The sequence below is a fragment of the Kitasatospora sp. NPDC057595 genome (genome assembly GCF_042800875.1).
Taxonomy (GTDB): domain Bacteria; phylum Actinomycetota; class Actinomycetes; order Streptomycetales; family Streptomycetaceae; genus Kitasatospora.
In genome coordinates, this window is record NZ_JBHVGL010000027.1 from 78,842 (window position 1) to 91,893 (window position 13,052).

Below are 13,052 nucleotides of genomic sequence, written 5' to 3' on the forward strand. Positions count from 1 at the left end.
GTTCCGGCATGCGACCGACCCGATGTGGGCGGGCCCTCGGGCCCGCCCACAGGCGTTTTCCGGCGCCTCAGCGCCAGCGCCAGGCGTGGTCGACCGGTCCGATGCCGGCGCCGAGCGCGAAGCCGCCGGCGATCGCGCCGGTGATGTACTCCTTCGCCGAGGCCACCGCCTCGGGCAGCGCCTCGCCCTTGGCCAGGCCGGCGGCGATCGCGCTGGCCAGGGTGCAGCCGGTGCCGTGGGTGTGCCGGTTGTCGTAGCGCGGCGCCCGGTACCAGTGCTCCTCGCCGGCCCCGCCGTACAGCAGGTCGGCCGCCTCGCCGGACAGGTGCCCGCCCTTGACCAGCACCCAGCGCGGCCCGAGGTCGAGCAGCGCCTTCGCGGCGTCCAGCATCTGCGCCTCGTCCTCGACCACCCGGCCGGTGAGCTGCGTCACCTCGTGCAGGTTGGGCGTGGCGAGGGTGGCGACCGGGAGCAGCCTCTCCCGGACGGTGGCGACGGCCTCGGCGGCGAGCAGCGCGTCACCGTGCTTGGAGACGCCGACCGGGTCGACGACGACCGGGGCGCCGACCCCGGCCAGCAGCTCGGAGACGGTCTCGACCAGCTCGATCGAGGCGAGCATGCCGGTCTTCACGGCCTGGACGCCGATGTCGTCGACCACGCTGCGGAACTGGGCGCGGACGGCCTCGGCGGGCAGCTCCCAGTAACCCTGGACGCCGAGCGAGTTCTGCGCGGTCACGGCGGTGATCACGCTCATGCCGTGCACGCCGAGGGCGAGCATCGCCTTGAGGTCGGCCTGGATGCCGGCGCCGCCGCCGGAGTCCGAGCCGGCGACCGTGAGAACGCGGGGAGGTGCGGTGGAAGACATGCGCCCAACCTACGCGGTCACAGCACCGCCTCGGACTCCACCCAGTGGTCCTCGGGGACGGTCTTGAGCACGGTCACCGCGTCGGCGATCGGCACCATCCGGATGTCGTTGCGTCGCAGCGCGGTGAAGTGGCCGAACTCGCCCCGGTGGACGGCCTCCACGGCGTGCCAGCCGAACCGGGTGGCGAGCACCCGGTCCCGGGCGGTGGGGGTGCCGCCGCGCTGGACGTGGCCGAGGATGACCGGGCGGGCCTCCTTGCCGAGCAGGTTCTCCAGCTCGTGGGCGAGGCGGTTGCCGATCCCGCCGAAGGTCCGGTGCCCGAACCGGTCCACCTCGCCGTGGTCGAAGCGCATGGTGCCGGGCATCGGGGAGGCCCCCTCGGCGACGGCGATGATGGCGAACTTCTTGCCGCGGGCGAACCGGTCCTCGACCATCCGGGCCACCGCCTCGATGTCGAACGGCTTCTCCGGGATCAGGATGCCGTGCGCGCCGCCCGCCATGCCGGCCGTGAGGGTGATCCAGCCGGTGTGACGGCCCATCAATTCCACCACCATGACGCGCTGGTGGGACTCGGCGGTGGTCTTGAGCCGGTCGATCGCCTCGGTGGCGACGTGCACCGCGGTGTCGAAGCCGAAGGTGACGTCGGTGGCGTCGATGTCGTTGTCGATGGTCTTCGGGACGCCGACCACCGGCAGTCCGGCCTCGCTGAACATCCGGGCGGCGGTGAGGGTGCCCTCGCCGCCGATGGCGATCAGCGCGTCGATGCCGATGTCCCGCGCGAGGGTCTTGGCGTTCTCCACCGCCCACTGGATCCGCTCGCGCTGCACCCGGGCCGAGCCGAGGATGGTGCCGCCGAGGGTGAGCAGGCCGGTGACGTCGTCGTGCGAAACAGGGCGGGTGCGGCCCTCGATGAGGCCGAGGAAGCCGTCCTCGATGCCGACGATCTCGTCGCCGTGCACATCGGTGCCCCGGTGCACCACGGAACGGATCACCGCGTTCAGGCCGGGGCAGTCGCCGCCGCTGGTCAGGACTCCGATTCGCATGGTGGTGGACTCTCCCGCTCGAAGTGGTTCAGACCATAATGGTCCAGACCACCCGCGTGAAGAAAGGGCGGCCGGGCCGTGGGCCAAGCCTACGCACTCACCGGCCGGGCGGCCGCCAGCCACCGCCCGGCGCGGGCCGGTTGTCACTCCGCGAAGTGGTCCCAGCCGCCGACCCGGTCCCAGGCCTCGCCGTCCACCGTCACCCGGCCGCCGCGGGCCGCCCGCGCCCGGCCGACGACCTCGCCCACCACCCGCCAGCGGGCGGGCAGTTGGACCCCGCGCGGGAAGGTCGCGACGATCGCGTGGTCCTCGCCGCCGGACAGCACCCAGACCAGCGGGTCGACCCCGACCGCCTGGCCGATGTCCGCCATCTGCGCCGGCACGTCGAAGTCGGCCGCCCGCAGGTCGATGTCCACCCCGCTCGCCCCGGCCACGTGCCCGAGGTCGGCGACCAGCCCGTCACTCACGTCGATCATCGAGGTGGCGCCCAGCCCCGCCCCGGCCGGGCCCGCGTGGTACGGCGGCTCCGGACGGCGGTGCGCCTCGACGAAGGCCCGCGGCGAGCGGAAGCCGCGCTGCAGCACCGTCAGGCCGGCCGCCGACCAGCCGAGCCAGCCGGTGACCGCGACCACATCACCCACCTGGGCACCGGCGCGCGTCACCGGCGCGCGCCCCTGGAGGTCCCCGAGCGCCGTGATGGCCAGCGTGATGGTGTCCCCGCGCACCACGTCCCCGCCGACCACCGTCGCTCCGGCCACCTGGCACTCGTCCCGCAGCCCGTCCATCAGCTCGGTGGCCCAGGTGGTCGGCAGGTCCGCCGGCGCGACCAGGCCCAGCAGCAGCGCGGTCGGCACCGCGCCCATCGCGGCCACGTCGGCGAGGTTCTGCGCGGCCGCCTTGCGGCCCACGTCGTAGGCGGTGGACCAGTCCCGGCGGAAGTGCCGGTTCTCGATCAGCACGTCCGTGGTGGCCACCACGCGGCCGTCCGGGGCCTTCACCACGGCCGCGTCGTCACCCGGGCCGAGGTCGACCGCGTCGGTGAGCGGTACCCGGGCGGTCAGCTCCCTGATGAGTCCGAACTCGCCGAGCTCGCCCACGGTCCCCTGCATCTGCCGTCCTCTCGGTTGCGCCCGGCCGGGCGCGTACGTCCTGCGGTCACGCCGCCTCCGCGCGCAGCGTACGCCCTTCGGGGGCGCACGGGTCTCCCCTCCCCGGCCCGCCGGGAGGTAGCGTGGTGATCAGTCTGCCGTGACCCCGTTCCCCCACCCCGCGCCCCACCGGGCGATCACGGCGGTGATCCCCGAACCCAGCCGCCGGGAGGTCCCCGTGGTACAGGCCTACATCCTGATTCAGACCGAGGTCGGCAAGGCCAGCGCCGTTGCCGAGTCCATCTCCAAGATCCCCGGAGTCATCCAGGCCGAGGACGTCACCGGCCCGTACGACGTGATCGTCCGGGCCGAGGCGGACACGGTGGACGACCTCGGTCGTCTGGTGGTCGCGAAGGTCCAGCAGATCGAGGGCATCACCCGAACCCTCACCTGTCCCGTCGTCCATCTGTAAGACGCGCTTACCATCGGCGGGTGACCCGACAACTCCGAGCCCCCCGCTTCCTCGCGGCACTGCCGGCCCCCGTCCGGTGGCTGGCGGTGCCGACCGCGCTCGCCTGCACGGTCGTGGTGCTGATCGGCAGCTGGAGCGCGCCCGTCGAACCCAAGGTCGAGACGCCCGAGCCCCGGGGCAAGGCCGCTCAGTACTGCCGGGCCCTCGCCGCCGCCCTGCCGCAGGAACTCCTCGGCCACGCCCGCAAGGACCCGGACCCGGCCTCCCCGTACGTCGCCGCCTGGGCCGCCTCGCCGCGGATCGTGCTGCGCTGCGGCGTGCCGCACCCCGAGGGGCTGGTCGACGAGAAGCAGGCGGAGATCTCGCCGACCGTCAACGACGTCACCTGGTGGCCGGAGCAGCTCTCCGACGGCGGCTACCGGTTCACCGCCACCCAGCGCGCCGCCTTCGTCGAGGTGACCGTCCCCGGCGGGGCCGCCGCCAACCCGCTGGACGCCGCCGCCGCGCTCTCCGACGTGGTCAAGGCCAACATCCCCTGACCGCGCCCCGACGCACGCGCAGGGCGGTCCCGGGGCTCCGGGGCCGCCCTGCGTCCGTCCGCGCGCGGTTACCGCAGGCCGGTCGGGCGGCGCAGCGCCGCCCGCAGCAGCCGGTCGATCAGCTCCGGGTACGACAGCCCGCTGGCCTCCCACATCTTCGGGAAGGCCGAGATCGGGGTGAAGCCGGGCATGGTGTTGACCTCGTTGACCATCCAGCCGCCGTCGTCCAGCAGGAAGAAGTCGACCCGGGCCAGGCCCTCGCAGCCGAGCGCCTCGAAGGCGGCGATCGCCTGCCGGCGGATCTCGGCGGTCTCCTCGGCGGAGAGCTCGGCCGGGATCCGGACCTCGGAGGAGTCGATGTACTTGGCCTCGAAGTCGTAGAACTCGTAGTCGCCGCCGACCAGGATCTCGGCCGGGACGCTGGCCCGCGGGCCGTCCTCGAACTCCAGCACCGCGCACTCGATCTCGCGGCCGGACACACCGGCCTCGATGATCAGCTTGGGGTCGTGCCGGCGGGCCTCCTCGATCGCGGCGTCGAGGTCGGAGAGGTCCTTGACCTTGGTGATGCCCATGCTGGAGCCGGCCCGGCAGGGCTTCACGAACAGCGGCAGGCCCAGCACCGAGGCGCGCTCGCGGACGGCGGCGCGGCCCTCCTCGCTCTCCCACTCGCGCGGCCGGACCACGGTGTACCGCCCGACGCCCAGGCCGTGCGAGGCCAGCAGGCGCTTGGTGAACTCCTTGTCCATGCCCGCGGCGCTGGCGAGCACGCCGTTGCCGACGTAGGGCACCCCGGAGAGCTCCAACAGGCCCTGCAGGGTGCCGTCCTCGCCCCACGGCCCGTGCAGCAGCGGGAAGACCACGTCCACCTCGCCGAGCACCTTGGGCGCGGAGCCGGGCTCGCTCCAGACCACCTCGCGGCTGCCGGGGCCGACCGGCAGCGCGACCTGGCCCTCGGTGGACTCGGCGACGTGGTCGACGTCCGGCAGCCGGCCGTCGGTGATGGCCATCCGGGCCGGCTCGTCGCTGACCAGCGCCCAGCGGCCCTCGTGGGTGATGCCGATCGGCAGCACCTCGTACTTGTCGCGGTCGATCGCCTTCAGCACGCTGCCCGCGGTCGAGACCGAGATGGCGTGCTCGGAGCTGCGGCCGCCGAACACGACGGCGACCCGCGGCTTCGCGGACGGGTTCTGGGAGGTCTGTTCGATGCTCATATCGCGACCGAGAGTACCCCGAGGCCCGTGACCTCCTCGCGACCGACCCGAGACGGACCCTGACCCGAGACGGGCCCTAGCGCCGCTCGGGCTTGGCCGAGCGGGACATCAGCGCCCGCAGCGCCTCCTGGGTGGGCCGGCCGTGGTGGACGACGTCCACCACCGCCTCGACGATCGGCATGTCGACGCCGTTGCGCCGGGCCAGGTCGAGCACCGACTCGCAGGACTTGACGCCCTCGGCGGTCTGCCGGGTGGCCGCGATGGTCTCGGCGAGCGACATGCCACGGCCCAGGTTGGTGCCGAAGGTGTGGTTGCGGGAGAGCGGCGAGGAGCAGGTCGCCACCAGGTCGCCCATGCCCGCCAGCCCGGCGAAGGTGTGCGGGTCCGCGCCCAGCACCAGCCCCAGCCGGGTGGTCTCGGCGAGCCCGCGGGTCATCAGCGTCGCCTTGGTGTTGTCGCCCAGCCCCATGCCGTCGGCCATGCCGACCGCCAGGCCGATCACGTTCTTGACCGCGCCGCCGAGCTCGCAGCCGATCACGTCGGTATTGGTGTACGGCCGGAAGTACGGCGTGTGGCAGGCCGCCTGGAACCGCTTGGCGACCGCCTCGTCGGTGCAGGCGACCACACTGGCGGCCGGCTGCCGGTTGGCGATCTCCGGGGCCAGGTTCGGCCCGCTGACCACGGCGATCCGCTCCGGACCGACTCCGGCGACCTCGGCGACGACCTCGCTCATCCGCTTGACGGTGCCGAGTTCGATGCCCTTCATCAGGCTGACCAGGACGGTCTGGGGCTCCAGCAGCGGCGCCCAGGCGGCCAGGTTCGCGCGCAGCGTCTGCGAGGGCACCGCCAGCACCGCGAAGTCCGCCCCGGCCAGCGCCTCGGCGGGGTCGGTGGTGGCCCGGACCGAGTCCGCGAGCCGCAGACCGGGCAGGTAGTCCGGGTTGGCGTGGGTGGCGTTGATGGCGTCCACCAGCTCCTGGCGGCGGCCCCAGAGGGCCACCTCGCAGCCGGCGTCGGCGAGGATCATCGCGAACGCGGTGCCCCAGGAGCCGGTGCCGAACACGGCGCAGCGGGTCACTTCACGCCCTCCTCGTTCTCGTCGGTGCCCCGGGCCCGGTCGGGCCGCCGGGCCGCCGCGGCGGCGGCCCGCTTCCGGGCGGCCTCCCGCATGTCGTACCGCTCGGCGGGCGGTTCCTCGCCGCGGATGTCGGCGAGCACGGCGGTGATCGCCGCCATGATGTCCTCGGTGGCGTCCCTGAGCACCTGGGCGGTCAGCTCCTGCCCCTGGTACCTGCTGAGGTCGACGGCCGGTCCGGCCGCCACCGTCACCCGGTGCCGCGGGAAGAGGTTGAACTTGCCCTTGCCCGAACCGCCCCTGCCGTACGGCGGGATGATCTCGTGGGCGCCCCAGTGGGCGACCGGGATGACCGGCGCGCCGGTCATCAGCGCCACCCGGGCGACGCCGCTCTTGCCGGTCATCGGCCACAGGTCCGGGTCCCGGGTGAGCGTGCCCTCCGGGTAGAACTGCACGCACTGGCCCCGGTCGACGGCCTCGATGGCGGCCCGGAACGCCTGCGCCGCGTCGGTCGACTCGCGGAACACCGGGATCTGGCCGGTCTTGCGGAGCATGAACCCGATGAACGGGACCGAGAACAGCGAGGACTTGCCCAGGATCCGCGGCGGCCGCCCGCTGTTGTACTGCCAGTGCGCGTACACCACGGGGTCGATGATCGAGTTGTGGTTGACCGCGGCGATGAAGCCGCCCTCCTTCGGGAGGTGCTCCCAGCCCCGCCAGTCCGGCTTGACCAGGGCGGTCGTCACCGGCTTCACCAGCACGGCCGCGAAGCGGTACCAGAAGCCGTAGTCGGCGTTGCCGAAGCTGGCGTACGAGCGGCGGGCCACCCCAGGTCCTCCTCATCCGGGCGGCACGCTGGGGTGCCGCGGTCGATCTCGCTTCCACGACCTCTCGGGGCGCGGGCGCGGAACAGTCTCGCCCGACCGCTCACCGGCTGTCGAGCAACCCCGCCCACCCGCCGCTCGGGCGTGATCAAACGCACGTCCGCACAGTTCGGACGGCCTGGCGAGGGCTCCGGGACCAGCGTCACAATGACGCCGATGACCCAGGACACCGTACGCCCCAGCGAGCCCGTCGCGCCCCCCGCACCCGCCGCCGGCTGGTCGCTGGTGCTGCCGCTCAAACGGCTCGACCGGGCCAAGTCCCGGCTGGCCCCGTTCGCCGGCCCGCACCGCCCGGACCTCGCACTCTGCTTCGCCCTGGACACCGTCACCGCCGCGCTGGCCACGGCGGGGGTCGGCCGGGTCCTGGTGGTCACCCGGGACACCGCGGCCGGCGCCCGGCTGGCCGCGCTCGGTGCCCGGGTGGTCGACGACGAACCCGGCGACGGACTCAACGAGGCCCTGGCGCACGGCGCGGCGGCCGCGCTGGTCCTCGCGCCCCGCGCGCCGCTGGCCGCGCTCTCGGCGGACCTGCCGGCGCTGCGCCCGGCCGAGCTGGGCCGGGTGCTGGGCGCGGTGCCCGCGACCGGCCGGGCCTTCCTGCCGGACGCCCCGGGGCTGGGCACCACCCTGCTGGCCTGCGCCCCGGGCAGCCCGCTCGCCCCCGCGTTCGGGGACGGCTCACGGGCCCGGCACGCGGCCGGCGGCGCCCGTGAACTGCGGCTGCCCGACGTCGAGTCGGTCCGCCGGGACGTCGACACCGGGGAGGACCTGGCGCAGGCGCTGGCACTCGGCGTCGGCCCGCACACCCGTGCGCTGGCGGCCCGGCTCGGCTACCTGCCGCCGCGACGGCCCCGCTGAGACGACGGGGCCGCTGTCGGAGGCCCTCGCTATGCTGCTGCCATGCAGGCCACCGCGTTCACCTTCGACCCCGCCACCCGGGCCGGCTCCGTGCTGCTCGACGACGGGACCCCGGTGCCGTTCGACGCGGCCGCCTTCGACGCCGGCGGTCTGCGGCTGCTGCGCCCGGGCCAGCGGGTGCGGATCCGCACCGAGGGCGCCGGCGAGGCCCGCCGGGTGGTCTTCCTGACACTGCAGACCTTCCCGGACCCGGCCGCGGACTGACCCCGCGCCGCCGCCGCGCACCGTCCACGGTCCCGCCGCCGGGAAATCCCGGAAAAGGCGGAGAGCCGTGGTGCCGCCCTTCCCGGAATTCCGGGGAGAGGACGACGCCACGGCTCTCGGAGGCCGTCCGGCGAGGACCCGCGGGGACTACTTGGCGGAGGTCTTGCGCGCGGTGGTCTTGCGGGTGGCGGTCTTCTTCGCCGGCGCCGTCTTCTTGGCCGTGGCGGTCGCCTTCTTGGCGGTCGCGGTGGTCTTCTTGGCGGCAGCCGTGGTCGCCGTCTTCTTGGCGGCCGCGGCGGTCTTCTTGGTCGCGGTCGCGGTGGTCTTCTTCGCGGCGGCGGTGGTGGTCTTCTTGGTCGCGGTCGCCTTCTTGGCGGCGGCCGTGGTCTTCTTCGCCGGGGTGGCGGCGGCCTTGGTGGCGGTCGCCTTCTTGGCGGCGGCCTTCTTGGCCGGGGTCGCGGCGGCAGCGGCGGCAGCCGTGGCGGCACGCTTGGTGGCGGCCCGCTTGGCGGCCGGGGTCGCGGCGACGCCGCTCTTGCCCGGGGTGAGGGAGCCCTTGGGGGCCTTCTTCACCGAGGGGCCTTCCTTCGGCAGCTTCTTGGCGCCGCTGACCAGGTCCTTGAAGCCCTGGCCCGGACGGAAGCGGGGCACCGAGGTCTTCTTGACCTTGACCTTCTCGCCGGTCTGCGGGTTGCGGGCGAAGCGCGCGGAGCGCTCGACCTTCTCAAAGGTGCCGAAACCGGTGACCGAAACGCGGTCGCCGGCCACGACGGCGCGCACCATGGTGTCGAGCACTGCGTCGACGGCCTCTGCGGCAGCCTTGCGACCGCCCAGCTGCTCGGCCACCGCTTCGACAAGCTGAGCCTTGTTCACGTCTTCCCCTTCGGAAACGGGCGCCGGATGATTCCATCCGTTCTTTTCGCACGTTAGGTATGTATCTGCGGACTTTCAATTACCAAACGCGCGAATCACCCTAGTGTCGCAATGGATTTGCGCGTCGGCGACCTCAGTCGACGGGCGGGCGCCCCTCGTCGAGGTCCTGCACAAAGCGACTCAACCGCCGCGCCGCCTCCGGAAGATCGCGCTTGGCGGTCTCCGTGACGATGAGCAGTTGACGGGTGAGAGCGGTCTTTGCATCGGCAGACACGTTCAGCGCATGCACGCGGTCGTGAGCTTGCTTCAACCGCTCGGCCACAAGCGCGAAGAGCGCTGCGACTTCCGGGTCGTCCGGCCCCTCAGCAGGTGAGGTTGCGGCCTCCGGCCGATCGTCAATTCGGCGTTCGGATCCCCGGCCCGTGGACTCCGGTGACGCGGGTTCGCCGCCCGCGTACGGAGGTTCATGGTGCCGGTGCATGCACTGATTGTGCCATCTACGCGCAGTTGTGCATGCTGCGGGGCCCTCTGTCGCAAAACCGAATCCCCAATCCGGGGGCGGCGGGCGGGCACAACTCGCGCCCCGGAACGGCGGATGGCCCGCCCCCCCGAGGGGGGAGCGGGCCATCCGGCGGTTCGTCAGAATGCTTGTTCAGAACGGGATCTCAGGCCACCGGCAGGGTACGCGGCTTGAACGAGGGGCGACGGGCCTCGAACGCGGCGATGTCGGCCTCGTTCCGCAGTGTGATGCTGATGTCGTCCAGGCCGTTGAGCAGCCGCCACCGCACGTTGTCGTCCAGTTCGAAGGACGCGGTGACGCCCTCGGCGCGCACCTCGCGGGCCTCCAGGTCGACGGTGATCTCGGCGGTCGGGTCGGCCTCGGTGAGCTCCCACAGCCGCTCGACGGTCTCCTGCGGGAGGACCACGGTCAGCAGGCCGTTCTTCAGCGAGTTGCCGCGGAAGATGTCGGCGAAGCGCGAGGAGATCACCGCGTGGAAGCCGTAGTTCTGCAGCGCCCAGACGGCGTGCTCGCGGGAGGAGCCGGTGCCGAACTCGGGGCCGGCCACCAGGACGGTGGCGCCCTGGCGCTCGGGCCGGTTCAGGACGAACGACTCGTCCTTGCGCCAGGCCTCGAACAGCCCGCCCTCGAAACCGGAACGGGTGACCTTCTTGAGCCAGTGGGCGGGGATGATCTGGTCGGTGTCGACGTTGCTGCGGCGCAGCGGCACGGCCCGGCCGGTGTGGGTGGTGAACTTCTCCATGCTGCTCAGACCTCCACGGCGGCGTCCGCCACCAGATCGGCGGGGGCCGCCAGGCGGCCCAGGACGGCGGTCGCGGCGGCGACCTGCGGCGAGACCAGGTGGGTGCGTCCGCCCTTGCCCTGGCGGCCCTCGAAGTTGCGGTTCGAGGTGGAGGCGCAGCGCTCGCCGGGGGCCAGCTGGTCGGGGTTCATGCCCAGGCACATCGAGCAGCCCGCGTGCCGCCATTCGGCGCCGGCGGCGGTGAACACCTTGTCCAGGCCCTCCTCGACGGCCTGCAGGGCGACCCGGACGGAGCCGGGGACGACCAGCATCCGCACGCCGTCGGCGATCCGGCGTCCGCGCAGCAGGTCGGCGGCGGCGCGCAGGTCCTCGATCCGGCCGTTGGTGCAGGAGCCGACGAAGACCGCGTCGACCGCGACCTCGCGCAGCGGGGTGCCGGCCTCCAGGCCCATGTACGCCAGGGCGTTCTCGGCGGCGATCCGCTCCTGCGGGTCGGCGAAGGACGCCGGGTCCGGCACGCTGGCGCCGAGCGGGGCGCCCTGGCCCGGGTTGGTGCCCCAGGTGACGAACGGGGTCAGCTCGGTGGCGTCGATGAAGATCTCGTGGTCGAAGACCGCGTCCTCGTCGGTGCCCAGGGTCTTCCAGTACTCGACCGCGGCGTCCCAGTCCTCGCCCTGCGGGGCGTGCGGGCGGCCCTTCAGGTACGCGAAGGTGGTCTCGTCGGGGGCGATCATGCCGGCCCGGGCGCCCGCCTCGATGGACATGTTGCAGACGGTCATCCGGGCCTCCATGGAGAGGCCGCGGATCGCCGAACCGCGGTACTCCAGGACGTAGCCCTGGCCGCCGCCGGTGCCGATCCTCGTGATGATCGCCAGGATCAGGTCCTTGGCGGTGACGCCCTCGGGCAGTTCGCCCTCGACGGTGATCGCCATGGTCCGGAACGGGGCCAGCGGCAGGGTCTGGGTGGCCAGCACGTGCTCGACCTGGCTGGTGCCGATGCCGAAGGCCAGCGCGCCGAAGGCGCCGTGGGTGGAGGTGTGGGAATCGCCACAGACCACGGTGGTGCCGGGCTGGGTCAGACCCAGCTGCGGGCCGACCACGTGCACGACGCCCTGCTCGACGTCGCCCAGCGAGTGGATCCGGACGCCGAACTCGGCCGCGTTCCTGCGCAGGGTCTCCAGCTGGACCCTGGAGACCGGGTCGGCGATCGGCTTGTCGATGTCCAGGGTCGGGGTGTTGTGGTCCTCGGTGGCGATCGTGAGATCGGTGCGGCGGACCGTGCGCCCGGCCAGCCGGAGGCCGTCGAAGGCCTGCGGGCTGGTCACCTCGTGGAGCAGGTGCAGGTCGATGAAGAGCAGGTCGGGCTCGCCCTCCGCGCGCCGCACGACGTGGTCGTCCCAGACCTTCTCTGCGAGTGTCCGTCCCATCGGGTTCCCTCCAGCCGGCCGCGTTGCCGGCCTTCTCGTGTCGTCGAGGTCAAAGCTGTCGCCGCCCTGTGCGGCCCGCGTCGCGCGGCCTGCACGCCGGATCGGTGTCCACGATGCGGACGCCTCGACGGGGCCGCATCCTGGACTTCTCCCGGGCTGCTGCATCCAGAGTGGCGCTTTTCGCGGAAGATTGAACTTGCGTCTCGCGGAATGAGACTGCAGTCTTAGGGCATGGACAACTCTAGCGGCGTCGGCGTGCTCGACAAGGCCGCTCTGGTGCTGAGCGCACTGGAGTCGGGCCCCGCCACGTTGGCGGGGCTGGTCGCCGCCACCGGTCTGGCGCGCCCCACGGCCCACAGACTCGCCGTCGCACTCGAACACCACCGCCTGGTCACCAGGGACATGCAGGGACGTTTCATCCTCGGTCCCCGCCTGTCCGAACTCTCCGCCGCGGCGGGTGAGGACCGGCTGCTCGCCACCGCGGGCCCGGTCCTGACCCACCTGCGCGACGTCACCGGCGAGAGCGCACAGCTCTACCGCCGGCAGGGCGAGATGCGGATCTGCGTCGCGGCCGCCGAGCGGCTCTCCGGCCTGCGGGACACCGTCCCGGTCGGCAGCACCCTGCCGATGAAGGCCGGCTCGGCCGCCCAGGTCCTGCTGGCCTGGGAGGAGCCCGAGCGGCTCCACCGCGGTCTGCAGGGCGCCCGGTTCACCGCCACCGCGCTCAGCGGCGTCCGGCGGCGCGGCTGGGCCCAGTCGATCGGCGAGCGGGAGCCGGGCGTGGCGTCCGTCTCCGCGCCGGTCCGCGGCCCCTCCAACCGCGTCGTGGCCGCCGTCTCGGTCTCCGGGCCGATCGAGCGCCTGACCCGCCACCCGGGCCGGCTGCACGCGCAGGCCATCATCGAGGCCGCCAACCGGCTCACCGAGGCCCTGCGCCGCAGCTGACCCCCACCCCGTTCGCTCCTTCCCCCATCCGCTCCCCCGTTCCCCCCACTCCCCCGCCGCACGACCGAGAAGGGCCCCGCTCGATGCCGAGCGGGGCCCTTCGGGTCGGTGGAATTCCCGGGTCCGGGAAAACGAAAAAGACCCCGGGAAACCGGGGCCTTCCTTATCTGGCTGGGGTACCAGGACTCGAACCTAGACTAAATGAACCAGAATCACTCGTGCTGCCAATTACACCATACCCCAACC

15 protein-coding genes and 1 tRNA gene are annotated in these 13,052 nt (G+C 73.0%); 5 read left to right on the forward strand and 11 right to left on the reverse strand.

Translation table 11 applies throughout. The features are described from left to right. Positions 1-67 precede the first annotated feature (67 nt). The 3 genes from thiD to ACFU9E_RS31245 all read right to left on the reverse strand — a co-directional run bounded on the left by thiD (position 68) and on the right by ACFU9E_RS31245 (position 3,017). On the reverse strand, positions 68-865 hold the full coding sequence (thiD, locus tag ACFU9E_RS31235) for a bifunctional hydroxymethylpyrimidine kinase/phosphomethylpyrimidine kinase (RefSeq protein WP_380689199.1): 798 nt from the start codon (positions 863-865) through the stop codon (positions 68-70). 17 nt (positions 866-882) lie between these two features. Continuing rightward, positions 883-1,908, reverse strand: coding sequence for a 6-phosphofructokinase (locus ACFU9E_RS31240; RefSeq protein WP_380689201.1), 1,026 nt, complete (start codon positions 1,906-1,908; stop codon positions 883-885). 143 nt (positions 1,909-2,051) lie between these two features. Continuing rightward, on the reverse strand, positions 2,052-3,017 hold the full coding sequence (locus tag ACFU9E_RS31245) for a thiamine-phosphate kinase (protein WP_380689203.1): 966 nt from the start codon (positions 3,015-3,017) through the stop codon (positions 2,052-2,054). A 217-nt stretch (positions 3,018-3,234) separates the two neighbouring features. On the opposite strand from ACFU9E_RS31245, the gene ACFU9E_RS31250 reads away from it, so the two are divergent. Beyond that, positions 3,235-3,468, forward strand: a complete 234-nt coding sequence (locus ACFU9E_RS31250) for an Lrp/AsnC family transcriptional regulator (protein ID WP_380689208.1) — start codon at positions 3,235-3,237, stop codon at positions 3,466-3,468. Positions 3,469-3,488: 20 nt separating this feature from the next. Continuing rightward, positions 3,489-4,007, forward strand: a complete 519-nt coding sequence (locus ACFU9E_RS31255; protein ID WP_380689206.1) for a DUF3515 domain-containing protein — start codon at positions 3,489-3,491, stop codon at positions 4,005-4,007. Positions 4,008-4,075: 68 nt separating this feature from the next. On the opposite strand, the gene ACFU9E_RS31260 is transcribed toward ACFU9E_RS31255, so the two are convergent. The 3 genes from ACFU9E_RS31260 to ACFU9E_RS31270 form a co-directional block, all read right to left on the reverse strand. Further along, positions 4,076-5,218 carry a D-alanine--D-alanine ligase family protein gene (locus ACFU9E_RS31260; protein WP_380685755.1) on the reverse strand — a complete coding sequence of 381 codons (1,143 nt, stop codon included), beginning with the start codon at positions 5,216-5,218 and terminating at the stop codon, positions 4,076-4,078. A gap of 76 nt (positions 5,219-5,294) precedes the next feature. Continuing rightward, positions 5,295-6,296, reverse strand: coding sequence for an NAD(P)H-dependent glycerol-3-phosphate dehydrogenase (locus tag ACFU9E_RS31265; protein ID WP_380685757.1), 1,002 nt, complete (start codon positions 6,294-6,296; stop codon positions 5,295-5,297). After that, positions 6,293-7,120, reverse strand: coding sequence for a lysophospholipid acyltransferase family protein (locus ACFU9E_RS31270; RefSeq protein ID WP_380685759.1), 828 nt, complete (start codon positions 7,118-7,120; stop codon positions 6,293-6,295). The genes ACFU9E_RS31265 and ACFU9E_RS31270 overlap by 4 nt, the downstream gene beginning before the upstream one ends. Before the next feature lie 213 nt (positions 7,121-7,333). Here ACFU9E_RS31270 and cofC point away from each other — a divergent pair, with 213 nt between their 5' ends. Then, positions 7,334-8,035 (forward strand): 2-phospho-L-lactate guanylyltransferase, encoded by a 702-nt coding sequence (cofC, locus tag ACFU9E_RS31275; protein ID WP_380685762.1) that lies wholly within the window; start codon positions 7,334-7,336, stop codon positions 8,033-8,035. A 42-nt stretch (positions 8,036-8,077) separates the two neighbouring features. Continuing rightward, the gene (locus ACFU9E_RS31280; RefSeq protein ID WP_093860412.1) at positions 8,078-8,299 is read left to right on the forward strand and encodes a hypothetical protein; all 222 of its coding nucleotides are present in this window, start codon (positions 8,078-8,080) and stop codon (positions 8,297-8,299) included. 147 nt (positions 8,300-8,446) lie between these two features. Here ACFU9E_RS31280 and ACFU9E_RS31285 read toward each other — a convergent pair whose 3' ends face one another. The 4 genes from ACFU9E_RS31285 to leuC all read right to left on the reverse strand — a co-directional run bounded on the left by ACFU9E_RS31285 (position 8,447) and on the right by leuC (position 11,861). After that, positions 8,447-9,172 (reverse strand): HU family DNA-binding protein, encoded by a 726-nt coding sequence (locus tag ACFU9E_RS31285; RefSeq protein WP_380685764.1) that lies wholly within the window; start codon positions 9,170-9,172, stop codon positions 8,447-8,449. A 133-nt stretch (positions 9,173-9,305) separates the two neighbouring features. Then, complete coding sequence (locus ACFU9E_RS31290) at positions 9,306-9,653, reverse strand: hypothetical protein (protein WP_380685766.1); 348 nt, start codon at positions 9,651-9,653, stop codon at positions 9,306-9,308. Positions 9,654-9,837: 184 nt separating this feature from the next. Beyond that, positions 9,838-10,434 carry a 3-isopropylmalate dehydratase small subunit gene (leuD, locus tag ACFU9E_RS31295; protein ID WP_380685769.1) on the reverse strand — a complete coding sequence of 199 codons (597 nt, stop codon included), beginning with the start codon at positions 10,432-10,434 and terminating at the stop codon, positions 9,838-9,840. A 5-nt stretch (positions 10,435-10,439) separates the two neighbouring features. Beyond that, positions 10,440-11,861 (reverse strand): 3-isopropylmalate dehydratase large subunit, encoded by a 1,422-nt coding sequence (gene leuC, locus ACFU9E_RS31300; RefSeq protein WP_380685771.1) that lies wholly within the window; start codon positions 11,859-11,861, stop codon positions 10,440-10,442. 231 nt (positions 11,862-12,092) lie between these two features. Between leuC and ACFU9E_RS31305 the strand changes: the two genes are divergently transcribed. Further along, positions 12,093-12,806: an IclR family transcriptional regulator gene (locus ACFU9E_RS31305; RefSeq protein ID WP_030306825.1), complete on the forward strand. Its 714-nt coding sequence runs from the start codon at positions 12,093-12,095 to the stop codon at positions 12,804-12,806. A 168-nt stretch (positions 12,807-12,974) separates the two neighbouring features. Here the strand turns inward: ACFU9E_RS31305 and ACFU9E_RS31310 are convergent. After that, positions 12,975-13,049, reverse strand: a tRNA-Gln gene (locus tag ACFU9E_RS31310). Positions 13,050-13,052 lie beyond the last annotated feature (3 nt).